The following is a 26,417-nucleotide window of genomic DNA, read 5'->3' as shown; positions in this document are numbered from 1 at the left end:
ACGCACGTTATCAGAGAGAGTGTGTCGAGTGACACCGGGCAATGCGCGTTTGCCGCTGGCGGATATGCAAAAGGCACCTTTCGGGTGCCTTTCTCGAGCAAATCGCCAATCTCTCTGTAGGAGCCAGCTTGCTGGCGATCCGACTGCAGCGCAGTCGGGCATAGCCTCTGCGATCTTGCAGGCTCACCGCACTTGCAGGGGGGGGGCGACTGCTGCGCAGTCGATCGCTGGCAAGCCAGCTCCTACAAGAGTTATGTCAGCCTTTAGCGGCGGCGTTCCAGCGAGTAAACAAACGGTGCAACAATTTCGATGGAGCCGTTGTTCAGCATGTCGGCCGGTGGCTTGGGCAGCGGCTGGGCACGCTTGATCATTTCCAGGGTGGCCCGGTCCAGATCGGCGTTGCCGGAACGGCCCACCAGTTCGAACGACAACACGTTACCTTCGCCGTCCACCACGAAGCGCAGACGGTTCAAACCTTCCTTGCCCCGCGCCTGTGCACTGGCCGGGTACTTTTTGTACTTGGCTAAGTGCGCCAGCAGGGTGCCTTGCCAACTGGCCTTGGCTGCTTGCTGCGCGGGCGATGGGCCCGGTGCCGGTTGAGCGGATTTCTCCGACGGTGCCTGGGTCGGTTGCGCTTCGCTCGGTTTTTCCTCGGACGGTTTTTCCTTCGGCGGCTCCGGCTTTTTCTCCACAGGCTTGGGCGGTTGAGGCTTGGGCTTGGGTTTGACCGGCTTCGGTACGGTGATTTCTGCCTTCGGCACTTCGGCCAGTTTCGGGATCGGCAGCTCTTCCACCGGAGCAGGTGGTTGTGGTGGCGTTATCACCTTCGGTGGTGCCGGAGGAGGTGGTGCCGGAACCGGCGCCAACTCGACCATCATCGCCTGCGGCGGCAGCTCGATGGGTGGGCGCGACGTCCAGTTCAGCGCCAGCGCAATGGCCAGCGCATGGACGCCCAGCACCACGGCCAGGCTACCGCCGTAACGCGTCAGCTTATGGCGCGTCGTGATCATTTCTTCACTGCCGTCTCGAGTCCGACCAGACCGACCTTCAGGTAGCCGGCAGCGCGCAGGTTGTCCATCACGCTCATCAGGTCGCCGTAGTCCACGCCTTTATCGGCCTGGAAGAAGATCGTCGTGTCTTTCTTGCCCTGGGTTTTGGCGTCGAGCGTGGCACCGAGGGCTTCGGCTTTCACTTCGTCTTCGCCGAGGAACAGGCGCTGGTCAGCCTTGACGCTGAGGAACACCGGTTTCTCTGGCCGCGGCGCCGGTTTGGCGCTGGAGGCAGGCAGGTCGACCTTGATGTCCACGGTGGCCAACGGAGCGGCCACCATGAAGATGATCAACAGCACCAGCATCACGTCGATGAACGGCGTGACGTTGATTTCGTGGTTCTCGGCCAGATCGTCGTCTGCGCCTTCTTTCAAATGCAGGCCCATGGCCGATTACCCCACTTTCACCATGTGCGGTTGCGAGCTGCGCTCAGGCTGGTGGTCGAGGTCGCGGCTGACCAGCAACAGGACTTCTGCCGAGGCGTCGGACACTTGCGCCTTGTAGCCGGCGATGGAGCGGGCGAACACGTTGTAGATCACAACGGCTGGAATCGCGGCCACCAGGCCCAGTGCAGTAGCCAACAAGGCTTCGGCGATGCCGGGAGCCACGACGGCGAGGTTGGTGGTCTGGGTTTTGGCAATGCCGATGAAGCTGTTCATGATGCCCCACACGGTGCCGAACAGGCCCACGAACGGCGCGGTAGAACCGATGGTAGCGAGGACGCCGGTGCCGCTGCTCATGTTGCGACCGCAGGCTGCGACCAGGCGCTCAAGACGGAAGGCGACGCGTTCCTTGATGCCTTCTTTCTCGCGGCTGTTGGTCGACAGGTGCATCTCTTCCAGCGCATCGTGTACCAACAGGTTGGCGAGGGTGCCGGGCTTGGCTGCCGTTACACTGGCTTCCTTGAGGGTGGCCGCTTTCTTCAGGTGGACGATTTCAGTGCGCAGACGACGCTTGGCGCCCATCAGCTCGAAGCCCTTGGCGATCCAGATGGTCCAGGTGATGATCGACGCGATGGCGAGGCCGATCATCACGATTTTCACGATGATGTCGGCGTTCTGGTACATGCCCCACGGCGACAGGTCATGGGCCATGCCCAGGCTGTTGTCGGCTTCGAGGACTTGCGGCGCGTCTTCACCAGCGGCGTCTACGGCCTGGGCCGGATCGGTGGCAACCGGTGCTGCGTGTTCGGCAGAGTGGTCTGCGGGAGCGGGCGCAGTGGCAGCGGCTGGGGTGGCCGGGGCTTGTGCGTCAGCGAAGGCGGCGGTTGGCGCCAGCATCAGGCTGAGCAACAGGGCGGCCACCGCGCTCCAGGCGCGAGGTCGATTGGTTGGCGAAGCGGGGAGTTGATTGCGTGTCATGCTGGCCGGACCTGAGAGAAAAAGACGGTAAATGTTCTTCCAGGCCTCGAAGGCCGAGAACAAAAGTGGCGGGCATTATTGCAAGTAATTCTTGTTAACAGAAGTAATAGAGTATCTTTTTTTCCTTCATTGCTAGCCGCTCGTCCATTGCCGGCGCTAGTCTGTGGCTTTCCGATAGGAGTTTTTTGATGTCCGCGCCCTCTGTTTTGATCGCCGGCTGCGGTGATGTCGGCAGTCGTCTGGCTACACAATTGCTCGGTTGCGGGTGGGAGGTCCATGGTCTGCGCCGTGACGTCTCGCGCCTGCCCGAGGGGGTGATTGGCGTTGCCGGTGACTTGTTCAACAAGGATTGCCCGCAAACCTGGCCGGTCGGTGCGGTGGACTACCTGGTGTATTGCGCGGCAGCCACCGTTCACGATGAAGCCGGTTACCGAGCCGCTTATGTCGAGGGCTTGGAGCATGTGATCGAGTGGCTGGACGACTACGGACAGGTGCCCAATCGCTTGCTGTTCGTTTCCAGTAGCAGCGTTTATGGCCAGCAGGACGGCGAGTGGGTCGACGAAACGTCGCCGACCATCGCTGCCGGCTATTCAGGTCGACTGATGCTGGAGGCGGAGCAAGTGGCGCTCAACAGTGGCATCCCGGCAAGCATCGTGCGTTTGACCGGCATCTACGGCCCGGGCCGCGAATGGCTGCTGACGCAGGTTCGTCGCGGATATCGCGTGGCGATTGATCCGCCGTTGTACGGCAATCGGATTCACGTGGATGACGCGGCCGGGTTGATGGCGTTTCTGCTTGAGGCGGATCGGCGCGGTGTGGCGTTGGATGACGTTTATATCGGCGTCGACGACGCGCCTGCGCCGCTGGCCGAAGTGGTGGATTGGTTGCGTGAATATCTGGGCGTGACTGAATGGGCTGACGATGCGAGTGTGCGGCGTACTGGCAGCAAGCAATGCAGCAATGCGCGGGTGAAGGCCTTGGGTTGGGTGCCGAAGTACCCGAGCTATCGCGAAGGGTACGCCGCTATCCTCGAAGGCCGCTGCTGATTTCCTTCCACCCCAAACAACTGTAGGAGCCGGCTTGCCGGCGATGGCGGTGTACCAGCCAACAGAGATGTTGGATGTTATGGCCTCATCGCCGGCAAGCCGGCTCCTACATGGTATTGCGTTGGCTTTAGAGCCGGGTTACTGCTTTTCCAGCAACCACTTGCGATCACCCGGCGTGAACTGCGGCATTTCGTCTGCCTGCGCGGTGTTCACAGCCTGGAGGATCTCCAGTTCCTTGCCCTTGCGCGCAAAGATCCAGGTGTTGCCCTGGCCCTTGAGTTGCAACCACATGTTGTCGTTGCCGCCGCTCATCGACGCGCAATCGCCCGCCAGACACAGCGCGTAGCGATCCGCACCCGGCAAACCGGTTACCTGGCCGTCGGCCTGGAACTGCACGGAGCTGCCTTCGCCAGGACCGCTGACGACTTTCCAGCTGCCGCCCATGTAGGCGGAATACAGCGCACGTTCGAAGCTGGCACCCATCGGTGCGCCATCCGGCACCGGGATCAGCGCGCGGTCGAAGACCTGTGCGGGTTCGTTGTCGCTGGCGACCTGGGCCAATTGCTTGCCATCACGCTTCAGCTCGCTCGCGGAACTGCCGTAGAAGTCGACTTTCCAGGCGCCGGACGCTTCGCCCAGCAGCTTGCCTTCGACATTCTCAAAACCGTTGGTGTAGCGGGCCTGACCGGCCTTGGTGTTGACGTCCCATTCCAGGTTCGGACCATAGGCCTGGAGCGCTTCGCGCAGGGGGCCGCCTTTGGACGCAGCATCGATCGCCACCTGATTGATCCAGGTGCCGCTGATGTCGCGGTCGGCAGGGTTGCTGGCACATCCGCCCAAGAACAGGGCGACCAGCGAGACAGCAAGCGCAGTGCGCATGGTGGAATCCTTTCAAAACGCTTTTTATACATACGGCATTGGCGCAGCCTTTCGGGCTGCGCCGAACGCATTACTCGATGACCAGAATGGCATCCATTTCAACCTGCGAACCCTTTGGCAGGGCGGCTACGCCGATGGCGGCGCGGGCTGGGTATGGCTGGTCAAAGTACTTGCCCATGATCTCGTTGACCTTGGCGAAGTGGCTCAGGTCGGTGAGGAAGATGTTCAGTTTGACGATGTCCTTGAACGAACCGCCAGCGGCTTCGGCCACGGCTTTCAGGTTCTCGAACACCTGGACGGTCTGGGCTTCGAAGCCTTCAACCAGTTCCATGGTTTTTGGGTCCAGAGGAATCTGACCCGACATGTAAACGGTGTTGCCAGCCTTGATCGCCTGGGAGTAAGTGCCGATGGCGGCCGGGGCCTTATCGCTGGTGATAACAGTCTTGGTCATGAATGACTCCTTGTAATAGGTTGGCTTAGGCGCGCATGCGGGTGATGCGGATCACCCCGGTCAGTGCGCGCAGTTTCTTGATCACGCGAGCCAGATGCACACGGTCGTGCACGCTGACCACCAGTTGGACCACGCTGATGCGACCATCGCGTTCGTCCATGCTGATTTTTTCGATATTGCCGTCGGCCGCGTTGACGCTGCTGGCCAACAGTGCGATCAAGCCGCGCTGGTGTTCCAGCTCGACGCGCAGCTCGACGTTGAATTCGCCGGTGACATCCTTGGCCCACGAGAGCTGGATGCATTTTTCCGGATTGTGGCGGATTTCGCTGATGTTGCGGCAGTTGTCCAGGTGCACAACCATGCCTTTGCCCGCCGACAGGTGACCGACGATCGGGTCGCCCGGGATCGGCGTGCAACACTTGGCGTAGCTGAGCACCAGACCTTCGGTGCCGCGAATCGCCAGCGGGCCTTCCGCGCTTGGCAGCTGTTCGCCTTCGCCCAGCAGGCGGCGGGCGACGACGTAAGCCATGCGATTGCCCAGGCCGATGTCTTCGAGCAGGTCTTCGATCAGTTCGAGGCGGTACTCGGTGAGCATCGCTTTGACGCGCTCGGCCGGGACTTTGTCCAGGGCGCTGTCGAAACCGTTGAGGACCTTGTTCAGCAGGCGTTCGCCAAGGCTGATGGACTCAGAGCGGCGTTGCAGTTTCAGCGCGTGGCGGATATGGGTCCGCGCCTTGCCGGTGACCACGAAGTTGAGCCACGCCGGGTTCGGCCGTGCGCCGGGAGCACTGACGATCTCGACCGTGGAGCCGCTTTGCAGCGGTTCGGACAGCGGCGCGAGACGACGATTGATCCGACAGGCAATGCAGCTGTTGCCGACGTCGGTGTGCACCGCGTAAGCGAAGTCGACCGCCGTGGAGCCTTTGGGCAGCTCCATGATCCGGCCTTTGGGCGTGAACACGTAGACCTCGTCCGGGAACAGGTCGATCTTCACGCTTTCGATGAATTCCAGCGAGTTGCCGGCGCGTTGCTGCATTTCCAGCACGCCTTTGACCCACTGGCGGGCGCGGGCGTGAGTGCCTTTGGGCTGCTCGTCGCCGCTGGATTTGTACAGCCAATGGGCGGCGATGCCGTTGTTGGCCATCTCTTCCATTTCACGGGTGCGGATCTGGATCTCGATCGGAACACCGTGCATGCCGAACAACGTGGTGTGCAACGACTGGTAGCCGTTCGCCTTGGGGATCGCGATGTAATCCTTGAAGCGCCCCGGCAGCGGTTTGTACAAATTGTGTACAGCACCCAGCACGCGGTAGCAGGTATCGACCTTGTCGACGATGATCCGGAACGCGTAGACGTCCATGATCTCGTTGAAGGCCCGACGCTTGCCGCGCATTTTCTTGTAGATGCCGTAGAGGTGTTTTTGGCGACCGCTGACTTCGCCCTGAATGCCATCGATTGCCAGGCAGTGGCCGAGGGATTCTTCGATCTTGTTGACGATTTCCTTGCGGTTGCCCCGGGCGCGTTTGACCGCCTGGTTGATCCGCGCGGAACGCATCGGGTGCATGGCCTTGAAGCCGAGGTCTTCGAATTCTATGCGGATGGCGTGCATGCCCAGCCGATTGGCGATGGGCGCATAGATTTCCAGGGTTTCCTTGGCGATCCGCCGGCGTTTTTCACCGGACAGGACTTCCAGCGTGCGCATGTTGTGCAGGCGGTCGGCGAGTTTGACCAGGATCACGCGAATGTCGCGCGCCATGGCCATGGCCATTTTCTGGAAGTTTTCGGCTTGTGCTTCGGCCTTGGTCTCGAAGTTCATCTGGGTCAGCTTGCTGACGCCATCGACCAGTTCGGCCACGGTTTCGCCGAACTGCGCTTGCAGCGCTTCCTTGGCAATGCCGGTGTCTTCGATCACATCATGCAGCATCGCAGCCATCAAACTCTGATGGTCCATGTGCATGTCGGCAAGAATATTCGCCACCGCAAGAGGATGCGTGACGTACGCCTCGCCACTGCGGCGGCGTTGGCCGTCGTGGGCTTGTTCGGCGTAGAAGTACGCTCGGCGGACCAGGTTGACCTGGTCCTTGCCGAGGTAGGTCGATAAGCGATCGGCGAGGGCGTCTATGCTCGGCATGATGACTCCTGCCGTTCGCTGTGACCCCGCGCCGTGCTACGTCGACCAGGCATAGGCTTAGACGGCCTCGTTGGACTCGTCCTCGAACGCTGCGAACAGCGGTTCATCCTGGACGATTTCTTGCTCGGCGATGAACTCGTAGCTCATCAGGCCTTCAGCGATTTCACGCAGCGCTACAACGGTAGGCTTGTCGTTTTCCCACTGAACCAGCGGCTCTTTGCCACCGGTGGCCAGTTGACGGGCACGCTTGGTAGAGAGCATGACCAGCTCAAAGCGGTTTTCCACGTGTTCTAGGCAGTCTTCAACGGTTACGCGGGCCATGGTATTCCTCGGAGCGAATGCAATATGCGCGCTGCCCGGTTGGGCGAGCGGACTCAACAGTTTAAAAAATCACCAGCGATTAGGGAAGCGCTGATTTTTTGACCAAGCCCTTCAACGCGCTGCAAGTGCCAATGTAAAGCCCTTGCAGCGGTTTTGGGAAGAGCTGTTTAGCCGAGCAATTCAGCCAAAAGTTTGCCGTTGCGCTGCTGCTGACGCTTCTGATGCAGCTGATTGGCGCGGAAAATCGCCTGCAAATCGCGCAGGGCATGGGCGAAATCGTCGTTGATGATCAGGTAGTCGTAGTCAACGTAGTGGCTCATCTCGCTGACGGCTTCACGCATGCGGCCGTCAATGATCTCGTCGCTGTCCTGGCCGCGATTGGTCAGGCGCTGGTGCAAGGCCTGCAGGGACGGCGGCAGAATGAAGATCGAACGGGCCTGGGGCATCAACTTGCGCACTTGCTCGGCGCCTTGCCAGTCGATTTCCAGAATCAGGTCGTGGCCTTCGTCCAGGGTCTGCTGCAGGTGGCTTTGCGAAGTGCCGTAGAGGTTGCCGAATACTTCGGCGCGCTCGAGGAAATCGCCGTGCTCGATCATCTTCACGAACTCGCCGCGTTCGACGAAGTGATAATTCACGCCGTCCACTTCACCGGGGCGCATGGCGCGGGTGGTGTGGGAGACCGAGACGCGGATCTCCGCATCAGCGTCAGTCAGGGCCTTGACCAGGCTGCTCTTGCCCGCGCCCGAAGGGGCGGAAATGATGTACAGGGTGCCGGTGCTGTGGGTCATGTCGGGTTTGCCTTACTCAATATTCTGCACTTGTTCGCGCATCTGCTCGATCAACACCTTGAGGTTGACCGCCGCCTGAGTGCTGCGCGGGTCGAAGGCCTTGGAGCCCAGTGTGTTGGCTTCGCGGTTGAGCTCCTGCATCAGGAAGTCGAGGCGCCGGCCGGCAGCGCCGCCGGACTTGAGTACCCGGCGAACTTCGATGATATGGGTGCTCAGGCGATCCAGTTCTTCGGCGACGTCGCTCTTCTGAGCGAGCATGACCATTTCCTGCTCCAGACGCTGCGGGTCCATTTCCGCCTTCATGTCGGCGAAGCGGTCGAGGACTTTCTGGCGCTGGGTGGCGAGCATCTGCGGGACCAGTTCACGCAGGGTCACCACGTCTTCTTCAATGGACGTCAGGCGATCGTTGATCAGCCGTGCCAGCTCCGCGCCTTCGCGCTCGCGGCCAGCCTTGAGTTCCTTCAGGCCTTCGTTGAACAGCGCCAGTGCTTCGGCATTCAGGGCTTGCGGGTCGGTGGCATCGCCCACCAGCACGCCGGGCCAGGCCAGCACTTCCAGCGGGTTCAGCGCGGCCGGGTTCTTGATCAGGCCGGCGATGGTCTCGGCGGCGGCGACCAATTGCGCGGCGCGCTCGCGATCCACTTGCAGGGGTTTATCAGTGTTCTCTTCGGTGAAGCGCAGGGTGCATTCGAGTTTGCCTCGGGAGATGCCTTGGCGCAGCGCTTCGCGGACCGCGCCTTCGAGATCGCGAAACGACTCCGGCAGACGCAAGTGTGGTTCCAGGTAGCGGCTGTTGACCGAGCGCAGTTCCCAGCTCAGGGTGCCTTGGACGCCGGCTTTCTCGACGCGGGCGAAGGCGGTCATGCTGTGCACCATGGAGGTACCTCGCAATGCAGGTCGATGCGTTACCAAAGGTTTCGCGGACCCGCTATCTGTGAATTAAAGCCGACAGGCAGCAAAGGCGCAGGATTGTAGCGCAGTGGGGCGGATGCGCCCAAACACACGGTGTGACAAAGGGCTGCAGGCCGTCGGTAAAGCGCTGTTCTAAGCTCAAGCCAGAGCCTTCAATCGTCGGGCGGATTTTTTAGAAGTGCCCAGTACTGGCGCGCGGCTCTATAATGCTCGGCAGTTTTCCGTCCCCCGTACAGGTATTCCCTATGAAACGTCCAAGTGGTCGCGCTGCCGATCAGCTCCGCTCGATCCGCATTACCCGCAACTACACCAAACACGCCGAGGGATCCGTACTGGTCGAGTTCGGTGATACCAAAGTCATCTGCACCGTCAGCGTCGAAAACGGCGTGCCGCGTTTCCTCAAAGGTCAGGGCCAAGGCTGGTTGACCGCCGAATACGGCATGCTGCCGCGCGCCACCGGCGAGCGTAACCAGCGTGAAGCGAGCCGCGGCAAGCAAGGCGGCCGCACCTTGGAAATCCAGCGTCTGATCGGTCGTTCGCTGCGCGCCTCGCTGGACATGTCCAAGCTGGGCGACGTCACCCTGTACGTCGACTGCGACGTGATCCAGGCTGACGGCGGCACCCGCACCGCGTCCATCACCGGCGCGATGGTTGCGCTGGTCGATGCCTTGAAAGTGATCAAGAAGCGCGGCGGCCTGAAAGGCGGCGACCCGCTCAAGCAAATGATCGCCGCCGTTTCGGTAGGCATGTACCAGGGCGAGCCTGTGCTCGACCTCGACTACCTGGAAGACTCGGCTGCCGAGACCGACCTGAACGTGGTGATGACCAGCACTGGCGGCTTCATCGAAGTTCAAGGCACTGCCGAAGGCGCGCCGTTCCAGCCTGAAGAGTTGACCGCTATGCTTGAGCTGGCGAAGAAAGGCATGACCGAAATCTTCGAACTGCAAAAGGCTGCACTGGCTGACTGACCGGAACCATCCCAGACAAGGAGGACAACATGAGTGACGAGCAAGAGCTGCTTCCCGTCCCGAGCAAAGAAGTTCGGCAATGGGCGATGTTTTGTCACCTGTCCGCCTTGCTGGGGATCTGGATTCCGTTCGGCACGCTGATCGGCCCGCTGATTCTCTGGCAGATGAAGCGCGAGATGGACCCGTTTGTCGATGCGCAGGGCAAGGAGGCGCTGAACTTTCAGATCACCGTCGCCATCGCTTCCGCCATCTGCTTCCTGCTGATGGTGTTGATCATCGGGTTCTTCCTGTTTGGGTTGCTGGCGATCGGTGCGTTGGTGTTGACGATCATTGCTGGCGTGAAGGCCAATGAAGGGGTGCCGTATCGGTATCCGTTCACTTGGCGGTTGATCAAATAACGAACAGCGCATAGTTCCTGTGGGAGCAAGCCTGCTCCCACAGTAAAAATCAACGGGTGTAAAGGTGTCGATAAAATGATGCTGCGTGCAATGCGCAGTTCATGTCAGCCTAAAACTAAATAACGTCATTTGTAGGACTTTTCTTATTTTTAAGTTAGAAACTTACTAAGTTTACATCTGATGTTTACTATTTCAGACTAAGCCCTTCTCCAAGATTTGTATTGAGTACTGATTGTCCTAACATGTTTAGTCACAACTGCAATGCTTCAATATAGCCTGTAGTCATTGGCAATGAGACTTGTCGATTGATAAAGTTGTTTTCAGCACTATCCACTAAGAAATATCTCGATACGTTCAGACCAGTGACGGTTCTTGAATCCAATACCAATTAGTGTTGATAAAAATCAACCTGTTCTAGAGGCGTGTCCGGGTAAACAGTTCGCCTATGAATATATATTCCAAGAGTATCCAATGGTTCAGCTCGATTTTTATGGAACACTTGTTGCTGCCTCTTTAGTGCTGTTGCTGGGACGCGGACTAGTCACACGAATCGGTTTTTTACGCAGCTACAATATTCCCGAGCCTGTAGCAGGCGGCCTGGTAATTGCTCTGCTTCTCCTGGCTTTGCGGGGCCTTGATTTTGAAGTCCGATTTGACACCTCCCTGCAGACTCCCTTGATGTTGGCGTTTTTTGCCACTATTGGCTTGAGCGCGGACTTCGCCAGTCTGAAGAAAGGCGGGCGCGTAGTGGGGGTATTTCTCCTGGCAGTCATCGGGCTTCTGGTGGTGCAGAATGCCTTGGGCATCGGGCTCGCAAAGGCTTTGGGGCTCGATCCGTTAATGGGCTTGTTGACGGGCTCGATAACGCTGTCTGGTGGTCACGGTACAGGCGCAGCCTGGGGAGCAACGTTCAGTGAGAAGTTCGGTCTGGCATCCGCCTCTGAACTTGCCATGGCCTCTGCAACGTTTGGGTTGGTGCTGGGCGGGCTGATCGGTGGCCCGGTCGCTCGCCTGCTGATCAAGCGTGTCCAGACACCCGGCTGCGAGCACGATAAGCCGCGGTTGCCAAAGGGCTTTGAGCAGCCAAACGAAGAGCGCGCGATCACGCCGTTTTCGTTCATCGAGACACTCGCTCTAATCGCCATCAGCTTGATGGCGGGCACTCTTCTGAACGGCCTGCTTTACGGAACTGCATTTGAACTGCCGACGTTCGTTTGCGTCCTGTTCGTGGGTGTGATTTTACGCAACGGGCTTTCAGCGTTTGGCCTGTATCAAGTGTTTGAGCGTGAGGTCTCGGTCCTGGGGAATGTCAGTTTGTCGCTGTTTCTGGCGATTGCTTTGATGTCACTCAAACTGTGGGATCTGGCTGCGCTGGCGCTGCCGATTTTCATCATCCTGGCCGCGCAAGCGTTAGTGATGGCGTTGTTTGCGATTTTCATTACGTTCAGAGTCATGGGCAGTAACTATGATGCGGCAGTACTGGCGGCGGGGCACTGCGGTTTCGGATTGGGCGCAACACCCACTGCCATCGCTAACATGCAAGCAGTGACACAACGTTATGGGCCATCGCAAATTGCGTTTCTGGTGGTGCCGATGGTGGGGGCGTTCTTCATCGACATTATTAATGTCGTCGTGATCAAGATTTACCTGGCGCTGCCTCTGTTCGCTGCCGTTTAACGTAGGTCGCATAAAAATGCCCGTATCTTTCGATACGGGCATTTTCGTTAACCGGTGCGCTAGATGGTCAGCGTCCAGTCGTAGTCCACGATCAGCGGTGCATGCTGCGAAAACCGTGGCTGACGTGGCAAGCGAGCGCTGCGTACGAAGCGGCGCAGGCCCGGCGTCAGTATCTGGTAATCGAAGCGCCAGCCCAGGTTGAGCATCTCAGCCTGTTCGTTGTCCGGCCACCAGCTGTACTGATCGCCTTCACGGCTGACTTCGCGCAGGGCATCGACATAGCCCATGTTGCCGACAATCTCGTCCATCCAGGCACGCTCAGGTGCCAGGAAGCCCGGGGATTGCTGGCTGTCGCGCCAGTTCTTGATATCCAGCTTCTGTTGCGCCACGTACAGCGAGCCACAGTAAATGTACTCGCGACGTTTGCGTCGCTGTTTATCCAGATAACGGGCGAAATCGTCCATTAGCTTGAACTTCTGGTTCAAGTCTTCATCGCCGTTCTGCCCCGAAGGGAGCAGCAAGGTCGCGATGCTGACCTTGTCGAAATCGGCTTGCAGGTAGCGCCCGTAGCGGTCGGCCGTCTCGAAACCGAGACCGCTGATGACTGCCTTCGGCTGCAACCGCGAATACAAAGCCACGCCACCCTGGGCGGGAACTTCGGCTTCGCAGGCATAAAGGAAGTAGCCATCCAGTTGGAAGGCTGGATCGTCCAGTTCAAAGGCGGAGGCGCGGGTGTCCTGCAGGCAGATGACGTCGGCATTCTGTGCTTGCAGCCAACTGAGCAAACCTCGCTCCACTGCAGCCTGAATACCATTGACGTTCACACTGATGATCCGCATAAATGGCCCCAAAAATCGCGTGCGTGTATGATACACGGCGTCAACCTAATTAGCTAAATCCGTGGTATTTGGGGTTTTTTTCATGCAAGCGTATCAGCGCGATTTCATTCGTTTTGCCATCGATCGCGGCGTTTTGCGCTTCGGTGAGTTCACCCTGAAGTCCGGGCGTACCAGTCCATACTTCTTCAATGCCGGCCTGTTCAACTCGGGTTCGGCCCTGGCGCAGCTGGGTCGTTTCTACGCGGCGGCCATCGTCGAGAGCGGCATTCCCTTCGACGTATTGTTTGGCCCGGCCTACAAAGGCATCCCTTTGGCGGCGACCACCGCAGTGGCCCTGGCTGAACATCACGACCGTGATTTGCCATGGTGCTTCAACCGCAAAGAGGCCAAGGCCCACGGCGAAGGCGGCAGCCTGGTCGGCGCGCCATTGACCGGTGATGTGCTGATCATCGACGACGTGATCACCGCCGGCACCGCGATCCGCGAAGTGATGCAGATCATCGCTTCCCAGGACGGCGCCAAGGCAGCGGGCGTGCTGATCGCCCTGAACCGCCAGGAGCGTGGCAACGGTGAGCTGTCGGCGATCCAGGAAGTGGAGCGTGATTTCGGCATTCCGGTGATCAGCATTGTTTCGCTGAATCAGGTGCTGGAATTCCTCGCCGACGATCCGCAGCTCAAGCAACACCTGCCAGCCGTAGAAGCCTACCGCGCCCAATTCGGCGTCTGACCCTGTAGGAGCCAGCTTGCTGGCGATCAATGCAACGCGGTGTGTCAGGCACGCCGCTTTGGCGGGAAGGGGTTACGTACAAATAAAGAGCCCCCGTTCGGGTCATCCGGACGGGGGCCTTTTTATTTCTGATACCTGTTTATCGAAGTTTTTGCCACTTGAGCGCGAGTTGGACGGTCAGCTTCAGGTTGAACAGCGCAAACACCATCAGTGCAAACACAACCATCACGTAAAGCGTGCGATCCACATCAAACGCCCACAGATCCAGTTTGCTGCTGCCCATGATGTTCACCGCGGCAGGCAAGTTGACGTAAAACAGTGCCATGAATGCACTCGTCAGCGGCAAGGCGCAGCTGAACAACGCGTTAATCACATTCTCTCGACCACGTTTCCTGGCTTGCGCGCCGGACTGCTTTTCATCGAGCATCAGCGCTTCGTTCAACCTCGGCCACGCAAGGTTGAACATGAAGGTGGTCAGGGTCAGCAGCAGGCCACTGACCGCGACGACGTCACTGAACGGCATTCAGGCCCAGTGTCTGGCACAACAGCGCATGGGAGTCTTCGCTGATTTCGAACTGCCCGGCACTGCCTTTACGTTTGATGATGGGTTTGAAGGTTGGCTCGTTCTGTGTGATCAGCATGTTCAGCTCATCGCGAATAACGTCCGAACTGATCACCACCAGATACACCGTTTGCGCGTGTTCTGCAGATTCGATCACGGCGCGCATGCTGTGCTGCAGAATCTCGTCCAGTTGATTGCGAAAGCGTGAAACCGTGTTTTTCAGCAGGGTTTTGCTTTGGCTCTGGGTCAGCTGGAAAATCGTTGATATCTGCGATTCGGTCGGCAGGGTTTGCCCGAAGTAGCTTTGAATCAAATACAGCAAGCGGTCCTGTTTCGCTTCATCGGCCCGGCTCGGCATACCGCCTTCTACTAGCATTTTCAAGTATTCGGTCAGGCTCGCCTTGGCGATACGCTGTAGGGCGTGGGCGATTTCGTGATCGGAAATTCTAAGTGTCTTTTTGACCGGCTCCTTTTGCTCGAGGTCGAATGCCTGGGCGTCGATCGTGAAGGAAATCTGCATGGCTGATCACCTCCGAGGCTATTTTTTGCTGGCAGGGTTGGAGGTTTCGACCCTTTTGATCGCTGCGGGTTTGTCGGCTTTCTTTGGATAGGGATCAATCACGGCGTCGCCCTGGCCGGAAAGAACTTTCCATCCATTGCGCGTGTGTTTCGATTTCAGATACTGAGGGCATGGCGGGATCGAGGTCTTTGCCTGATTCGAATACTGATGTCCGCAGTCCACGCATTCAAAGGTGCCTGCTGAAACATCGCTGCCGTAAGGAACGTAGTCTTTTTGCATGAGGTCATTCTCCTGTGGATACAGGGAAGATCCTATGCGGACTAATACTGACGGGATGTCAGACGTTTCGCTGAGTTAGGTCGGACGTTTCCGGTGCGCATAAAAAAGATCGCAGACTTCGTCAGCTCCTACGGAATATTCGTACGTCCGTAGGCGCTGCCGCAGGCTGCGACCTTTTGCAGTTCTAGAATCAGTGACGCTTGCGATTGCTGATCAAAGTACCCACGCCGGTATCGGTGAAGATTTCCAGCAAGATCGCATTCGGCACCCGACCATCAATGATCAGCGAGCTGCCCACGCCACCCTGAACCGCTTCCAGCGCGCAACGGATCTTCGGCAGCATGCCACCGTAGATCGTGCCGTCGGCAATCAGGTCGTCGACCTGCTGAGTGCTCAGGCCGGTCAGGACCTGGCCCGACTTGTCCATCAACCCGGCGATGTTGGTCAGCAGCATCAACTTCTCGGCTTTCAGCGCTTCGGCCACCTTGCCGGCCACCAGGTCGGCGTTGATGTTGTACGACTCGCCGTTGGCACCGACGCCGATTGGCGCGATCACCGGGATGAAGTCGCCTTTGACCAGCAGGTTCAGCAAGTCGGTATTGATACCGACCACTTCACCGACGTGGCCGATGTCGATGATTTCCGGTTGGGTCATCTCCGGCGTCTGGCGGGTGACGGTGAGTTTCTTCGCGCGAATCAGCTCGGCGTCTTTGCCGGTCAGGCCGATGGCGCTGCCGCCATGACGGTTGATCAGGTTGACGATGTCTTTGTTGACCTGGCCACCCAGGACCATTTCCACCACGTCCATGGTTGCCGCGTCGGTGACGCGCATGCCATCGACAAAGTGGCTCTCGATCGACAGTCGCTTGAGCAGGTCACCGATTTGCGGGCCGCCACCGTGAACCACCACCGGGTTGATCCCGACGGCTTTCATCAGCACGATGTCGCGGGCGAAGCCGGTTTTCAGCTCCTCGCTTTCCATCGCGTTGCCGCCGTATTTGATCACCAGCGTCTTGCCGACATAGCGGCGGATGTAAGGCAGCGCTTCGGACAGGACCTTGGCGGTGTTGGCGGCGGCTTCGCGTTCGAGGGTCATTCAGGGCTCCGGGTGAATCAGAACGGTAGTTGGAGATCAGGTGCAACACGCTTCAACTGGACTTTGAAAACGTCCTTGATGCGCTGCAATTCAGCCTCGTCATCGGCCTCGAAGCGCAGCACCAGCACCGGTGTGGTGTTGGACGCGCGCACCAGGCCCCAGCCTTTGGCATAGTCGACTCGCACGCCGTCGATGGTGGTCAGGTCGGCGCCTTCGCCCCACTTCGCGTCGTGCAATGCATCAATGATGCTGAATTTGCTCTCTTCGGTCACATGGATATTGATTTCCGGCGTAGAAATATCATTCGGGAAGGTCGCAAACAGCTCTTCCGCGGTGGATTTTTCCTTGCTGAGGATCTCCAGCAGCCGTGCGGCGCTGTAAATGCCATCGTCGAAACCGAACCAGCGTTCCTTGAAGAAAATGTGCCCACTCATTTCGCCGGCCAACAGGGCGCCGGTTTGTTTCATTTTCTTTTTGATCAACGAGTGACCGGTCTTCCACATTAGCGGACGACCGCCGTATTCCTTGATCAGTGGCGTCAGGCGACGGGTGCATTTGACGTCGAAGATGATTTCCGCGTCCGGATTGCGCGCCACAACGTCGCGGGCGAACAGCATCAGCAGGCGGTCCGGGTAGACGATGCTGCCGGTGTTGGTCACTACGCCAACGCGGTCGCCGTCGCCGTCGAAGGCCAGGCCGATGTCGGCGTTGGTTTCCTTGACCTTGGCGATCAGGTCGACAAGGTTTTCAGGCTTGCCCGGGTCCGGGTGGTGGTTCGGGAAGTTGCCGTCCACTTCGCAGAACAGCGGGATGACTTCGCAGTTCAGCGCTTCGATCAGTTGCGGGGCGATCACGCCGGCCGCGCCGTTGCCGCAGTCGACCACGACTTTGAGGCGGCGGGCCAGCTTGATGTCCTGGACGATTTCGGTGTTGTAGCGATCGAGGATCTCGACCTTGGTGATGCTGCCCTTGCCGCTGCTCAGGTTGTTGGTCTTGAGGCGGTCGTGCAGGGCCTGGATCTGTTCGTTGGCCAAGGTGTCACCAGCGATGACGATCTTGAAGCCGTTGTAGTTCGACGGGTTGTGGCTGCCGGTGAGCATTACGCCGGATTTGCCGGCCAGTACGTTGGCGGCGTAGTACAGCGCCGGAGTTGGCACCAGGCCGACGTCACTGACGTGGCAACCGGCCTCGGCCAAGCCTTTGATCAGCTGCTCGACCAGTTCCGGGCCAGACAGGCGACCGTCGCGGCCAACGGAGACGTTCGGTTCGTCCTGGGCCAGGCTTTGGGCGCCAATGGCGCGACCGAGCCAGTAAGCGGTTTCAGCGTTCAAGAATTCCGGGACGGTGCCGCGAATGTCGTACGCGCGGAAAATGCTGTCGGGGAACTTGGGTGCGACTTGGGCTGGGGTGCTCATCTGTGGGAATGCTCCATCTCGAAAGTGGCTGGACCTGCGCGCGAAGAACGCTTCGGCGGGTTCGAACTGAAGGGTATGACGGCGTTTTTCGCAGAGAGTTCGTGGTGCGAAAAGGCCATGCCACCAACGCCAACCAGGATTTGGCCAGCCAATGCCTTGTTTTCCAGTGTTAAACCTTCCAGATGACGGCTATGCAATTTTCATTCTGAAAATGCAGAGCACCCTTCAGGCCGGGCAGGGCGCCCAGCCTGAAAACCAGAAATCAATGCTTGCCGGAATGCCCGAAACCGCCCGCACCGCGCTCGGTTTCAACGAACTCTTCGACCATCTCGAAGTGCGCTTGAACCACCGGCACCAGAACCAGCTGGGCCAAACGCTCGCCGACCACCATGTTGAAATCGGTCTGGCCACGGTTCCAGCACGAAACCATCAACGGACCCTGGTAATCGGAGTCGATCAGGCCGACCAGGTTGCCCAGCACGATGCCGTGTTTATGGCCCAGGCCGGAGCGCGGCAGAATCAGCGCCGCCAGGCCAGGATCGCCAATGTAGACGGACAGGCCGGTCGGAATCAGCACGGTTTCACCCGGTTTGATCACGATGTCTTTTTCCAGCATGGCGCGCAGGTCGAGGCCGGCGGAGCCTGGGGTGGCGTATTGCGGCAGCGGGAATTCGGTACCGATGCGTGGGTCGAGGATCTTGGCTTGCAAAGCGTGCATGTAAATTAAACCTGGTTCAGACGTTCGGCGATAAAAGTGATCAGCTGGCGAGCAATCTTGCTCTTGCTGGTCTGGGCGAAAAGTGTGGCGTGGAGCTCACGGTCGATCACGCTGCAGGCGTTTTCTTCGCTATTGAAGCCAATGCTCGGGTTGGCGACGTCGTTGGCGACGATCAAATCGAGGTTCTTGTCTTTCAACTTGCGCGCAGCGTAATCGAGCAGGTGTTCGGTTTCAGCGGCGAAACCGACGCTGAATGGGCGGTCGGGGCGCGTGGCAATGGTGGCCAGAATGTCTGGGTTGCGGACCATTTGTAGTAGCAAGCCGTCGCCGTTCGTAGGGTCTTTCTTGAGTTTCTGTGGGGCGACGACTTCCGGGCGGTAGTCCGCGACTGCCGCCGAGGCGATGAACAGGTCGCAAGGGATCGCGGCTTCGCAAGCGGCGAGCATGTCGCGGGCGCTGACCACGTCGATGCGGGTGACGCGATCCGGCGTCGGCAGGTGCACCGGGCCGGTGATCAGGGTCACGCGGGCGCCTGCTTCAACGGCGGCTTCGGCCAGGGCAAAGCCCATTTTCCCGGAGCTGTGGTTGGTGATGTAGCGCACCGGGTCGATGTTTTCCTGGGTCGGGCCGGCGGTGATCAGCACGTGTTTGCCGGTCAGCGCCTGGCGCTGGAAGCAGTCCGCCGCGCATTGGGCGAGTTCGACGGCTTCGAGCATGCGGCCCAGGCCAACGTCACCACAGGCCTGGCTACCGGAGGCAGGGCCGAAGGCCTTGATGCTGCGGCTTTCGAGGGTTTGCAGGTTGGCCTGGGTCGCCGGGTCGCGCCACATGGCCTGGTTCATCGCCGGAGCGACGGCGACCACAGCGTCGGTGGCCAGCACCAGCGTGGTCAGCAGGTCGTCGGCGATGCCTTGGGCCAGACGGGCGATCAGGTCCGCGGTCGCCGGAGCGATCAGCACCATATCGGCCCACTTGGCGAGTTCGATGTGGCCCATCGCCGCTTCGGCCGCCGGGTCCAGCAGGTCCAGGTGGACCGGGTGCCCGGACAGGGCCTGCATGGTCAGCGGAGTGATGAACTCGGCGCCGCCACGGGTCATGACCACGCGCACTTCGGCGCCCTGATCGATCAGGCGGCGAACCAGATCGGCGCTCTTGTAGGCAGCAATACCGCCGCCGACGCCCAGAACGATGCGTTTCCGATACAGCCGCTGCATAGGTCTGCCTTTCATTTCGTTGATGACTGCGTAGCGATACCCCCTCCCCAGGAGTGAAATCGCCCACAAAAAAGATGGGCTACGATATCACAGCGACCGCTACGGAACAGCGGCGCCCACAGACAGGGAGGTGCTATGAGTATTCGCGATTGGCCGGTGGCCGAGCGGCCGCGGGAGAGGTTACTGGAGTTGGGTTCGGCGAGCCTTTCGGACGCAGAGCTGTTGGCGATTTTTTTACGGACCGGCGTGTCGGGTAAAAGCGCGGTGGATCTGGCGCGACATTTGTTGAGTCAATTTGGCAGTTTGCGCGCATTGCTTGAAGCAGATTTGAAAACCTTCAGCGGGCAGTTGGGGCTCGGGCCGGCAAAGTTTGCGCAGTTGCAGGCAGTGTTGGAAATGGCCCGTCGGCATCTGGCTGAGCGCTTGCGCCACAGCTCCGTGCTGGAGAATCCGTTGATGGTGCGTGATTACCTCAAGTCGATGTTGCGACATGAGCCTCATGAAGTATTTGGTTGTCTGTTTCTCGATTCGAAACATCGAGTGCTGGCGTTTGAATCACTGTTTCGCGGCTCTATCGACTGCACCAGCGTTTATCCGCGTCAGGTGGTCAAGCGCGCTTTGGCTCACAACGCCGCAGCTTTGATCCTTTGCCACAACCATCCCTCAGGCAATCCCGACCCAAGTCATGCCGACCGAAAGCTGACCAAGCGCCTGCAAGAGGCGTTGGACTTGATCGATGTGCGGATACTCGACCATTTCATCATCGGCGACGGGGATCCGCTGTCGATGGCTGAGTACGGGTGGATGTAGGCGAGGGTTGCGAAACTCCCTGTAGGAGCGAGCTTGCTCGCGAAGAACGTGAACGATGACGCAGCGTGTCTGGTTGCCCGCGTTGTCCGTCCGTTTTTCGCGAGCAAGCTCGCTCCTACAGGGTTTTGCGACAAGCTGTTATTTGAGGTTGACCTTGGAGTAGTCCTGGCGGCCAAACGGGCTGACCGCATACCCCTCGACTTCCTTGCGCATCAGCGCGAAGGCCGTCGGGTGGGCCAGCGGCAGCCACAGCGCCTGTTGCTGGATCTGCGCCTGAGCCTGTTCATAGAGCTTGGTGCGTACACCTTGCTCGGAGGTGGTCTTGCCGGCACTGATCAGCTTGTCCAGGTCCTGGTTGCAGTAACGGGCGAAGTTGGTGCCGGACTTGACCGCCGCGCAGGAGAACTGCGGCGTCAGGAAGTTATCCGGGTCGCCGTTGTCGCCAGCCCAGCCCATGAACAGCAGGTCGTGTTCGCCGGCCTTGGCGCGGCGGATCACTTCGCCCCATTCGATCACGCGAATCTCGGCCTGAATGCCGATTTCCGCCAGGTCCGACTGGAGCAGCTGCGCGCCGAGGCTTGGATTGGGGTTAAGCAGGCTTCCGGACGGGCGGGTCCAGATCGTCGTCTGGAAACCGTCTTTCAGGCCGGCCTTGGCCATCAATGCCTTGGCTTTTTCAACGTCATGCGCGTAGCCCGGCAAGCCTTTGGCGTAGCTCCAGGTATTCGGTGGATACGGGCCGTTGGCGGCTTCGGCGGTGTCTTCGAACACGGCTTTGACGTAGTTGGCCTTGTCGAACGCGAGGTTGATCGCCTGGCGCACTTCAGGCTTGTCCAGCGGCGGATGCTGGCTGTTGATGGCAACGAACGCGGTCATGAACGCGTCAGTCTTTTCGACTTTCAGTGTCGGCTCTTTCAGCGCGGCTTGTACGTCCAGTGGTTTGGGCGAGAGGGCGATCTGGCACTCGTTACGACGCAGTTTCTGCAACCGCACGTTGGCGTCCGGGGTGATGGCGAAGATCAGCGGGTCCACCGAAGGCTTGCCACGGAAGTAGTCCGGGTTGGCCTTGTAGCGAATCGTGGCGTCCTTCTGAAAACGCGTGAACACGAACGGGCCGCTGCCGATCGGCTGGCTGTTGAGCTTCTCCGGGGTGCCGGCTTTCAGCAACTGGTCGGCGTATTCGGCGGAGTAGATTGAGGCGAAGCCCATGCTCAGGGTCGGCAGGAAGGTCGATTCCGGATGATCGAGCGTGAAGCGCACGGTCAGCGGGTCCAGCGCGTCGATCTTCTTGATCAGTGCCGGCAATTGCATCGATTGCGCGTGCGGGAAGCCGCTCTGCGCCACTTTGTGCCACGGATTTGCCGGGTCGAGCATGCGCTCGAAGCTGAATTTCACGTCTTCGGCGGTCAGTTCGCGGGTCGGGCTGAAATATTCGGTGCGGTGGAATTTCACCTGCGGGTGCAGCTTGAACACGTAGGTCAGGCCATCCGGGCTGACTTCCCAGCTATCCGCGAGGCCTGCGACCACTTTGCCGCTGGCGGTATCGAAGTCCACCAAGCGGTTCATCAGCACGTCGGCCGAGGCGTTGGTGGTGGTCAGCGAGTTGTATTGCACCACGTCGAACCCTTCCGGGCTGGCCTCGGTGCAGACGCTCAGGGCGGCGGCGTGGGCCAGCGGGCTCAGTAGAAGCGGGGCGAGCAACAGCGGTAGGGCAGCGAGGCGCATGGTCGGATTCCTTTACAGATCGAAGGCCCATCTGCAAGTGCAGTCTGGAAAAGGCTTACCCTAGAGGGCTCTTTTGTAAATGACTATCCCCTTTTTCATTTTAAGGGGACTATGTGCGATCGTTTTCGGTGAATGCCGGCCGAGAAAACCCCAGGATTGGCCGGTTGGCCGATTTTCTGCGACGAGCGGTCTTTATCGACGATAGCCTTTACCCAAGGCGCTCGCAGCCTGAAAAATGGGGTTTTTATCAAGTCTGTTCGCACGGAATGTTGTTGCACCTCAGTCTTTCTGGTATAAAGCAGCGCTCTTTTCTAGGGGCCCGGTTCCTTCACTGTAGGTGTAGCCGGTAAGACCTCTAAAGAAACGCGGCGCCTGGCGCCAAATGACTGAGAGATTAAGCGGCCAACCCATGCCGGGTTGGGCATGTGGTTTTAGAGGGCTGAGGCATGTCGAGAGTATGTCAAGTTACCGGTAAGGGTCCGGTGACTGGGAATAACATTTCCCACGCAAACAACAAAACCCGTCGTCGTTTCCTGCCGAACCTGCAGCATCACCGCTTCTGGGTTGAAGAAGAGAAACGTTTCGTGCGTCTGCGCGTATCTGCCAAAGGCATGCGTATCATCGACAAGCGTGGCATCACTGTCGTGCTGGCCGAAATCCGCGCCGCTGGCAAGATCTAAGGGAGCTAATCATGCGTGAATTGATTCGTTTGATTTCGAGCGCCGGTACTGGTCACTTCTACACTACCGACAAGAACAAGCGCACTACTCCGGACAAAATCGAGATCAAGAAATTTGATCCGGTTGTTCGCAAGCACGTGATCTACAAAGAAGGCAAAATCAAGTAATTGATTTTTCCCTCTTACGAAAAAGGCCCGTATCGCGAGATACGGGCCTTTTTTGTTGCCTGAGGGTTTTGCGTTGGTTGTCAGGGCCTCATCGCGAGCAGGCTCGCTCCCACAGGTTTTGTGATCGACATAGATCCCTGTGGGAGCGAGCCTGCTCGCGATGAGGCCGGCCCGAACAACGCAAATCTTCAGGCCTTCTGTTCAAACGCCACATAAATCTTGCGGCACGGTTCCAGCACTTCCCAGGTGCCACGAAAGCCTGCCGGGATCACAAAGCGATCACCCACGCGCAGTGTCTTGGCATTGCCGTCGAGGTCACGCAGCACTGAAACACCCTGAACGATTTCGCAGTATTCGTGCTCGGTGAAGTTCACCGTCCACTGGCCGATGGCGCCTTCCCACACGCCGGCGTTCAACTGGCCGCAAGGGCTGTTGTAGTGGTTGTAAACCACTTGCTCGGGGTCGCCCTTCAGGATTTTCGCCGGGCCCGGCCTGTAACGCTCGGGCTCGGTAGTGGCTTGGCTAAAATCGACGATATTCTGGATGCTCATTATTGTTATCCCCCGTGATTGCGGCGCGAGTGGCTGAAAAGGTGCTGGAAAGCCCAAAGTCTATGTTTATTAAAATGAACACCGCAAGGCCGTTTACCGACCTTATGTCAAATATATTGAAACAACCCCGGCCACTGGTTTAGGGTGACGGTTGCCTTCGGCCGAATTGCAGGCTGGCTGGGCAGAATTCCTGGGGACGTCCGCGAAGAACGCGGGGCGCTCGTATTCAATAAGAGGAGGACACTCGAATGACCACCCTGACTCGTGCCGATTGGGAACAGCGGGCTCGCGATCTGAAGATCGAAGGCCGCGCCTACATCAATGGCGAATACACCGATGCCGTCTCCAGCGAGACCTTCGAGTGCATCAGTCCGGTCGATGGCCATCTGCTGGGCAAGATCGCCAGCTGTGACGCCGCCGACGCCCAGCGCGCTGTTGAAAACGCTCGCGCCACGTTCAATTCCGGCGCCTGGTCGCGTTTGGCCCCGACCAAACGCAAAGCCACCATGATCCGTTTCGCCGGCCTGCTGAAACAGAACGCCGAAGAGCTGGCCCTGCTTGAAACCCTGGACATGGGCAAGCCAATCAGCGATTCGCTGTACATCGACGTTCCCGGCGCGGCGCAAGCCCTGAGCTGGAGCGGTGAGGCTATCGACAAGATCTACGACGAAGTCGCTGCGACCCCGCACGATCAGTTGGGTCTGGTCACTCGCGAGCCGGTCGGCGTTGTCGGCGCCATCGTGCCGTGGAACTTCCCGCTGATGATGGCCTGCTGGAAACTCGGCCCGGCGCTGTCCACCGGTAACTCGGTGATCCTCAAGCCATCCGAAAAATCACCGCTGACCGCCATCCGCATCGCGGCGCTGGCCGTTGAAGCCGGCATCCCGAAAGGCGTACTGAACGTGCTGCCGGGCTACGGTCACACGGTCGGCAAGGCCCTGGCCCTGCACAACGATGTCGACACGCTGGTGTTCACCGGTTCGACCAAGATCGCCAAGCAACTGCTGATCTACTCGGGCGAATCGAACATGAAGCGCGTCTGGCTCGAAGCCGGCGGCAAGAGCCCGAACATCGTGTTCGCCGATGCCCCGAACCTGCAGGAAGCTGCGGAAGCGGCTGCGGGCGCCATCGCCTTCAACCAGGGCGAAGTCTGCACCGCCGGTTCGCGTCTGCTGGTCGAGCGTTCGATCAAGGACCAGTTCCTGCCGTTGGTGATCGAGGCCTTGAAGGCCTGGAAGCCGGGCAACCCGCTGGACCCGGCGACCAACGTCGGCGCGCTGGTGGACACCCAGCAGATGAACACCGTGCTGTCCTACATCGAATCCGGCCACACCGACGGCGCCAAACTGGTTGCTGGCGGCAAGCGCACGCTGCAGGAAACCGGTGGCACCTACGTTGAGCCGACGATTTTCGACGGCGTCAGCAACGCGATGAAAATCGCCCAGGAAGAAATCTTTGGCCCGGTATTGTCGGTCATCGCTTTCGATACCGCCGAAGAAGCCGTCGCGATTGCCAACGACACGCCTTACGGCCTGGCTGCTGCGGTGTGGACCAAGGACATCTCGAAGGCTCACCTGACCGCCCGGGCCTTGCGTGCCGGTAGCGTGTGGGTCAACCAGTACGACGGTGGCGACATGACCGCTCCGTTTGGTGGCTTCAAGCAGTCGGGCAACGGTCGTGACAAATCGCTGCATGCGTTCGACAAGTACACCGAGCTGAAGGCGACCTGGATCAAGTTGTAATTTGATGTGAGCCCCGGAGGTTTCCGGGGCTCAACGCAGATCCCCTGTGGGAGCGAGCCTGCTCGCGATGGCGGTATGACAGTCGACGTCAATGTTGAATGTTGCTCCGTCATCGCGAGCAGGCTCGCTCCCACAGTGTTTTGTGTTGCACAAAAAATATCCACAGGAGCGTGGAACATGCGTTGGGCGACTTATTTCGCCGTGTTGGCGTCTGTCTTGAGTGTCGGCCTGGCCCTGGGTGTCAGCATGCCGCTGGTATCGTTTCGCCTGGAAGGCTGGGGTTACGGTTCGTTCGCCATCGGCGTAATGGCCGCGATGCCGGCGATTGGCGTATTGCTGGGGGCGAAGATCTCCAGCCATCTGGCGGCGCGGCTCGGCACGGCCAATCTGATGCGCTTGTGCCTGTGGGCCGGGGCGGCCTCCATCGGTTTGCTGGCGCTGTTGCCGAGTTATCCGGTGTGGCTGGTGCTGCGGCTGATGATCGGGGTGATCCTGACCCTCGTCTTTATCTTGGGTGAAAGCTGGATCAACCAGTTGGTGGTCGAGCAATGGCGCGGTCGGCTGGTGGCGCTGTATGGCAGCAGCTATGCGCTGAGTCAGCTGGCCGGGCCTTTGTTGTTGGGTGTTCTGGGGACTGAGCTCGATTATGGATTCTGGGTCGGGGTCGGTTTGCTGACGGCGGCACCGTTCCTGTTGCTCGGCCGCAGCGGTGCGCCGACCAGCGAAGCCTGCAGCGTGACTTTCAGCGACTTGTGGGGCTTCTGCCGAGGCCTGCCGGCGATTGCCTGGGGCGTGGCGCTGTTCGCGGCGTTCGAGGCGATGATCCTGACCTTGTTGCCGGTCTATTGCCTGCGCCAGGGCTTTACCACGGAAATCGCCTTGGCGATGGTCAGCACTGTGGTGGTGGGCGATGCCTTGCTGCAATTGCCGATTGGCGCACTGGCGGATCGCTTGTCGCGACGTACGTTGTTCACCGGTTGCGCTGTGGTGCTGATGCTCTCGAGCCTGGCGATTCCATTGCTCATCGACACGTTGCTGATCTGGCCATTGTGGGTGTTGTTCGGCGCCAGTGCCGGGGGCTTGTTCACCTTGTCGCTGATCCTGATCGGCGAGCGTTATCGCGACGATGCGCTGGTGCGGGCCAATGCGCATATTGCGCAGCTATGGGGCATTGGTTGCCTGGTCGGACCATTGGCGGCTGGTGCCGGTAGTCAGTGGATTAGCGGTCATGCGTTGCCGCTGTTGATGGCGGCGGGTGCGTTAGGACTGGTGATTTTGTTGTCGCGCCAAGGTGCGTTCGGCACGGTGGCCGAGCCTGCCTGAAACCGAAATGTAGGAGCGAGCCTGCTCGCGATGGTGTGTCAGCCAAACCTGTGTGGCTGACACACCAT

The 26,417-nt window shown here is 59.3% G+C and carries 28 protein-coding genes and 1 pseudogene; 10 read left to right on the top strand and 19 right to left on the bottom strand.

Features of this window, described 5'->3' with window-relative positions; genetic code table 11:
- Positions 1 to 263 precede the first annotated feature (263 nt).
- From KGB24_RS04845 to exbB, 3 genes are read right to left on the bottom strand one after another with little or no spacing between them, the layout of a single operon-like run.
- Positions 264 to 1,010, bottom strand: coding sequence for an energy transducer TonB (locus KGB24_RS04845; RefSeq protein ID WP_008030614.1), 747 nt, complete (start codon positions 1,008 to 1,010; stop codon positions 264 to 266).
- The gene (gene exbD / locus KGB24_RS04840) at positions 1,007 to 1,435 is read right to left on the bottom strand and encodes a TonB system transport protein ExbD (RefSeq protein WP_008030611.1); all 429 of its coding nucleotides are present in this window, start codon (positions 1,433 to 1,435) and stop codon (positions 1,007 to 1,009) included. Before exbD ends, KGB24_RS04845 begins: the two co-directional genes overlap by 4 nt.
- Positions 1,436 to 1,441: 6 nt before the next feature.
- Positions 1,442 to 2,410: a tonB-system energizer ExbB gene (gene exbB / locus KGB24_RS04835; RefSeq protein ID WP_223415113.1), complete on the bottom strand. Its 969-nt coding sequence runs from the start codon at positions 2,408 to 2,410 to the stop codon at positions 1,442 to 1,444.
- A 188-nt stretch (positions 2,411 to 2,598) separates the two neighbouring features.
- Between exbB and KGB24_RS04830 the strand changes: the two genes are divergently transcribed.
- On the top strand, positions 2,599 to 3,456 hold the full coding sequence (locus KGB24_RS04830; protein ID WP_223415112.1) for an SDR family oxidoreductase: 858 nt from the start codon (positions 2,599 to 2,601) through the stop codon (positions 3,454 to 3,456).
- A gap of 138 nt (positions 3,457 to 3,594) precedes the next feature.
- Here KGB24_RS04830 and KGB24_RS04825 read toward each other — a convergent pair whose 3' ends face one another.
- From KGB24_RS04825 to KGB24_RS04800, 6 genes are all read right to left on the bottom strand, one after another.
- Positions 3,595 to 4,335 (bottom strand): hypothetical protein, encoded by a 741-nt coding sequence (locus tag KGB24_RS04825; RefSeq protein WP_008030606.1) that lies wholly within the window; start codon positions 4,333 to 4,335, stop codon positions 3,595 to 3,597.
- Positions 4,336 to 4,405: 70 nt separating this feature from the next.
- Positions 4,406 to 4,786 (bottom strand): RidA family protein, encoded by a 381-nt coding sequence (locus tag KGB24_RS04820; RefSeq protein WP_003229509.1) that lies wholly within the window; start codon positions 4,784 to 4,786, stop codon positions 4,406 to 4,408.
- Positions 4,787 to 4,811: 25 nt separating this feature from the next.
- Positions 4,812 to 6,917: a bifunctional GTP diphosphokinase/guanosine-3',5'-bis pyrophosphate 3'-pyrophosphohydrolase gene (gene spoT, locus KGB24_RS04815; protein WP_008038056.1), complete on the bottom strand. Its 2,106-nt coding sequence runs from the start codon at positions 6,915 to 6,917 to the stop codon at positions 4,812 to 4,814.
- 57 nt (positions 6,918 to 6,974) lie between these two features.
- Entirely contained in the window at positions 6,975 to 7,238 is a 264-nt protein-coding gene (gene rpoZ, locus KGB24_RS04810) for a DNA-directed RNA polymerase subunit omega (RefSeq protein ID WP_008030604.1), read from the bottom strand.
- 167 nt (positions 7,239 to 7,405) lie between these two features.
- Positions 7,406 to 8,026: a guanylate kinase gene (gmk, locus tag KGB24_RS04805; RefSeq protein WP_192420542.1), complete on the bottom strand. Its 621-nt coding sequence runs from the start codon at positions 8,024 to 8,026 to the stop codon at positions 7,406 to 7,408.
- A gap of 12 nt (positions 8,027 to 8,038) precedes the next feature.
- A complete protein-coding gene (locus KGB24_RS04800) occupies positions 8,039 to 8,902 on the bottom strand; it encodes a YicC/YloC family endoribonuclease (protein ID WP_008030602.1) in 864 nt (287 codons plus the stop codon).
- 281 nt (positions 8,903 to 9,183) lie between these two features.
- Between KGB24_RS04800 and rph the strand changes: the two genes are divergently transcribed.
- The 3 genes from rph (at position 9,184) to gltS (ending at position 11,981) form a co-directional block, all read left to right on the top strand.
- Positions 9,184 to 9,906: a ribonuclease PH gene (gene rph / locus KGB24_RS04795; protein WP_008030600.1), complete on the top strand. Its 723-nt coding sequence runs from the start codon at positions 9,184 to 9,186 to the stop codon at positions 9,904 to 9,906.
- A 29-nt stretch (positions 9,907 to 9,935) separates the two neighbouring features.
- Positions 9,936 to 10,304: a DUF4870 domain-containing protein gene (locus KGB24_RS04790; RefSeq protein WP_008038052.1), complete on the top strand. Its 369-nt coding sequence runs from the start codon at positions 9,936 to 9,938 to the stop codon at positions 10,302 to 10,304.
- A 471-nt stretch (positions 10,305 to 10,775) separates the two neighbouring features.
- Complete coding sequence (gene gltS / locus KGB24_RS04785; protein ID WP_223415111.1) at positions 10,776 to 11,981, top strand: sodium/glutamate symporter; 1,206 nt, start codon at positions 10,776 to 10,778, stop codon at positions 11,979 to 11,981.
- A 59-nt stretch (positions 11,982 to 12,040) separates the two neighbouring features.
- Here the strand turns inward: gltS and KGB24_RS04780 are convergent, their stop codons facing one another.
- Positions 12,041 to 12,820, bottom strand: a complete 780-nt coding sequence (locus tag KGB24_RS04780; protein ID WP_008030595.1) for an exodeoxyribonuclease III — start codon at positions 12,818 to 12,820, stop codon at positions 12,041 to 12,043.
- Between the two features lie 82 nt (positions 12,821 to 12,902).
- Between KGB24_RS04780 and pyrE the strand changes: the two genes are divergently transcribed.
- Entirely contained in the window at positions 12,903 to 13,547 is a 645-nt protein-coding gene (gene pyrE / locus KGB24_RS04775; RefSeq protein ID WP_008038033.1) for an orotate phosphoribosyltransferase, read from the top strand.
- Between the two features lie 139 nt (positions 13,548 to 13,686).
- On the opposite strand, the gene KGB24_RS04770 is transcribed toward pyrE, so the two are convergent.
- The 7 genes and pseudogenes from KGB24_RS04770 to coaBC form a co-directional block, all read right to left on the bottom strand.
- A complete protein-coding gene (locus KGB24_RS04770; protein ID WP_008030589.1) occupies positions 13,687 to 14,070 on the bottom strand; it encodes a hypothetical protein in 384 nt (127 codons plus the stop codon).
- Positions 14,057 to 14,629 carry a hypothetical protein gene (locus tag KGB24_RS04765; RefSeq protein WP_008030586.1) on the bottom strand — a complete coding sequence of 191 codons (573 nt, stop codon included), beginning with the start codon at positions 14,627 to 14,629 and terminating at the stop codon, positions 14,057 to 14,059. Before KGB24_RS04765 ends, KGB24_RS04770 begins: the two co-directional genes overlap by 14 nt.
- Before the next feature lie 18 nt (positions 14,630 to 14,647).
- On the bottom strand, positions 14,648 to 14,908 hold the full coding sequence (locus KGB24_RS04760) for a hypothetical protein (RefSeq protein ID WP_008030584.1): 261 nt from the start codon (positions 14,906 to 14,908) through the stop codon (positions 14,648 to 14,650).
- Positions 14,909 to 15,098: 190 nt separating this feature from the next.
- Positions 15,099 to 16,004 carry an acetylglutamate kinase gene (gene argB, locus KGB24_RS04755; protein ID WP_008030582.1) on the bottom strand — a complete coding sequence of 302 codons (906 nt, stop codon included), beginning with the start codon at positions 16,002 to 16,004 and terminating at the stop codon, positions 15,099 to 15,101.
- 17 nt (positions 16,005 to 16,021) lie between these two features.
- Positions 16,022 to 17,425: pseudogene (locus KGB24_RS04750) on the bottom strand (phosphomannomutase/phosphoglucomutase); the annotation flags it as partial.
- Positions 17,426 to 17,681: 256 nt separating this feature from the next.
- A complete protein-coding gene (gene dut, locus KGB24_RS04745; RefSeq protein WP_008030580.1) occupies positions 17,682 to 18,137 on the bottom strand; it encodes a dUTP diphosphatase in 456 nt (151 codons plus the stop codon).
- Positions 18,138 to 18,142: 5 nt separating this feature from the next.
- Positions 18,143 to 19,351, bottom strand: a complete 1,209-nt coding sequence (coaBC, locus tag KGB24_RS04740; RefSeq protein WP_008030577.1) for a bifunctional phosphopantothenoylcysteine decarboxylase/phosphopantothenate--cysteine ligase CoaBC — start codon at positions 19,349 to 19,351, stop codon at positions 18,143 to 18,145.
- Between the two features lie 135 nt (positions 19,352 to 19,486).
- Here coaBC and radC point away from each other — a divergent pair, with 135 nt between their 5' ends.
- Positions 19,487 to 20,161, top strand: coding sequence for a RadC family protein (gene radC, locus KGB24_RS04735; RefSeq protein WP_223415110.1), 675 nt, complete (start codon positions 19,487 to 19,489; stop codon positions 20,159 to 20,161).
- A gap of 138 nt (positions 20,162 to 20,299) precedes the next feature.
- Here the strand turns inward: radC and KGB24_RS04730 are convergent, their stop codons facing one another.
- Positions 20,300 to 21,886 carry an ABC transporter substrate-binding protein gene (locus KGB24_RS04730; protein ID WP_192228201.1) on the bottom strand — a complete coding sequence of 529 codons (1,587 nt, stop codon included), beginning with the start codon at positions 21,884 to 21,886 and terminating at the stop codon, positions 20,300 to 20,302.
- A 446-nt stretch (positions 21,887 to 22,332) separates the two neighbouring features.
- Here KGB24_RS04730 and rpmB point away from each other — a divergent pair, with 446 nt between their 5' ends.
- The gene (rpmB, locus tag KGB24_RS04725; RefSeq protein WP_003176907.1) at positions 22,333 to 22,566 is read left to right on the top strand and encodes a 50S ribosomal protein L28; all 234 of its coding nucleotides are present in this window, start codon (positions 22,333 to 22,335) and stop codon (positions 22,564 to 22,566) included.
- 11 nt (positions 22,567 to 22,577) lie between these two features.
- Entirely contained in the window at positions 22,578 to 22,733 is a 156-nt protein-coding gene (gene rpmG, locus KGB24_RS04720) for a 50S ribosomal protein L33 (protein WP_007894709.1), read from the top strand.
- Positions 22,734 to 22,921: 188 nt separating this feature from the next.
- On the opposite strand, the gene KGB24_RS04715 is transcribed toward rpmG, so the two are convergent.
- A complete protein-coding gene (locus KGB24_RS04715; RefSeq protein ID WP_223415109.1) occupies positions 22,922 to 23,284 on the bottom strand; it encodes a cupin domain-containing protein in 363 nt (120 codons plus the stop codon).
- A gap of 248 nt (positions 23,285 to 23,532) precedes the next feature.
- On the opposite strand from KGB24_RS04715, the gene KGB24_RS04710 reads away from it, so the two are divergent.
- Together KGB24_RS04710 and KGB24_RS04705 are read left to right on the top strand one after the other, a co-directional pair.
- Positions 23,533 to 25,026, top strand: coding sequence for an aldehyde dehydrogenase (locus KGB24_RS04710; protein ID WP_223415108.1), 1,494 nt, complete (start codon positions 23,533 to 23,535; stop codon positions 25,024 to 25,026).
- A 177-nt stretch (positions 25,027 to 25,203) separates the two neighbouring features.
- A complete protein-coding gene (locus KGB24_RS04705) occupies positions 25,204 to 26,349 on the top strand; it encodes an MFS transporter (protein WP_008030563.1) in 1,146 nt (381 codons plus the stop codon).
- The last annotated feature ends 68 nt before the right edge of the window (positions 26,350 to 26,417 follow it).

This window comes from Pseudomonas sp. BF-RE-25, assembly GCF_019956105.1.
In the GTDB taxonomy this organism is placed as follows: domain Bacteria; phylum Pseudomonadota; class Gammaproteobacteria; order Pseudomonadales; family Pseudomonadaceae; genus Aquipseudomonas; species Aquipseudomonas migulae.
Note: the sequence above shows the minus strand (reverse complement) of the source record. Positions and strands in the feature narration are given on the sequence as shown.

Bases quoted from the DNA above. Each gene is read 5' to 3' on its own strand.
- KGB24_RS04845 (WP_008030614.1), bottom strand. From the start codon at position 1,010: ATGATCACGACGCGCCATAAGCTGACGCGTTACGGCGGTAGCCTGGCC.
- exbD (WP_008030611.1), bottom strand. From the start codon at position 1,435: ATGGGCCTGCATTTGAAAGAAGGCGCAGACGACGATCTGGCCGAGAAC.
- exbB (WP_223415113.1), bottom strand. From the start codon at position 2,410: ATGACACGCAATCAACTCCCCGCTTCGCCAACCAATCGACCTCGCGCC.
- KGB24_RS04830 (WP_223415112.1), top strand. From the start codon at position 2,599: ATGTCCGCGCCCTCTGTTTTGATCGCCGGCTGCGGTGATGTCGGCAGT.
- KGB24_RS04825 (WP_008030606.1), bottom strand. From the start codon at position 4,335: ATGCGCACTGCGCTTGCTGTCTCGCTGGTCGCCCTGTTCTTGGGCGGA.
- KGB24_RS04820 (WP_003229509.1), bottom strand. From the start codon at position 4,786: ATGACCAAGACTGTTATCACCAGCGATAAGGCCCCGGCCGCCATCGGC.
- spoT (WP_008038056.1), bottom strand. From the start codon at position 6,917: ATGCCGAGCATAGACGCCCTCGCCGATCGCTTATCGACCTACCTCGGC.
- rpoZ (WP_008030604.1), bottom strand. From the start codon at position 7,238: ATGGCCCGCGTAACCGTTGAAGACTGCCTAGAACACGTGGAAAACCGC.
- gmk (WP_192420542.1), bottom strand. From the start codon at position 8,026: ATGACCCACAGCACCGGCACCCTGTACATCATTTCCGCCCCTTCGGGC.
- KGB24_RS04800 (WP_008030602.1), bottom strand. From the start codon at position 8,902: ATGGTGCACAGCATGACCGCCTTCGCCCGCGTCGAGAAAGCCGGCGTC.
- rph (WP_008030600.1), top strand. From the start codon at position 9,184: ATGAAACGTCCAAGTGGTCGCGCTGCCGATCAGCTCCGCTCGATCCGC.
- KGB24_RS04790 (WP_008038052.1), top strand. From the start codon at position 9,936: ATGAGTGACGAGCAAGAGCTGCTTCCCGTCCCGAGCAAAGAAGTTCGG.
- gltS (WP_223415111.1), top strand. From the start codon at position 10,776: ATGGTTCAGCTCGATTTTTATGGAACACTTGTTGCTGCCTCTTTAGTG.
- KGB24_RS04780 (WP_008030595.1), bottom strand. From the start codon at position 12,820: ATGCGGATCATCAGTGTGAACGTCAATGGTATTCAGGCTGCAGTGGAG.
- pyrE (WP_008038033.1), top strand. From the start codon at position 12,903: ATGCAAGCGTATCAGCGCGATTTCATTCGTTTTGCCATCGATCGCGGC.
- KGB24_RS04770 (WP_008030589.1), bottom strand. From the start codon at position 14,070: ATGCCGTTCAGTGACGTCGTCGCGGTCAGTGGCCTGCTGCTGACCCTG.
- KGB24_RS04765 (WP_008030586.1), bottom strand. From the start codon at position 14,629: ATGCAGATTTCCTTCACGATCGACGCCCAGGCATTCGACCTCGAGCAA.
- KGB24_RS04760 (WP_008030584.1), bottom strand. From the start codon at position 14,908: ATGCAAAAAGACTACGTTCCTTACGGCAGCGATGTTTCAGCAGGCACC.
- argB (WP_008030582.1), bottom strand. From the start codon at position 16,004: ATGACCCTCGAACGCGAAGCCGCCGCCAACACCGCCAAGGTCCTGTCC.
- dut (WP_008030580.1), bottom strand. From the start codon at position 18,137: ATGCACGCTTTGCAAGCCAAGATCCTCGACCCACGCATCGGTACCGAA.
- coaBC (WP_008030577.1), bottom strand. From the start codon at position 19,351: ATGCAGCGGCTGTATCGGAAACGCATCGTTCTGGGCGTCGGCGGCGGT.
- radC (WP_223415110.1), top strand. From the start codon at position 19,487: ATGAGTATTCGCGATTGGCCGGTGGCCGAGCGGCCGCGGGAGAGGTTA.
- KGB24_RS04730 (WP_192228201.1), bottom strand. From the start codon at position 21,886: ATGCGCCTCGCTGCCCTACCGCTGTTGCTCGCCCCGCTTCTACTGAGC.
- rpmB (WP_003176907.1), top strand. From the start codon at position 22,333: ATGTCGAGAGTATGTCAAGTTACCGGTAAGGGTCCGGTGACTGGGAAT.
- rpmG (WP_007894709.1), top strand. From the start codon at position 22,578: ATGCGTGAATTGATTCGTTTGATTTCGAGCGCCGGTACTGGTCACTTC.
- KGB24_RS04715 (WP_223415109.1), bottom strand. From the start codon at position 23,284: ATGAGCATCCAGAATATCGTCGATTTTAGCCAAGCCACTACCGAGCCC.
- KGB24_RS04710 (WP_223415108.1), top strand. From the start codon at position 23,533: ATGACCACCCTGACTCGTGCCGATTGGGAACAGCGGGCTCGCGATCTG.
- KGB24_RS04705 (WP_008030563.1), top strand. From the start codon at position 25,204: ATGCGTTGGGCGACTTATTTCGCCGTGTTGGCGTCTGTCTTGAGTGTC.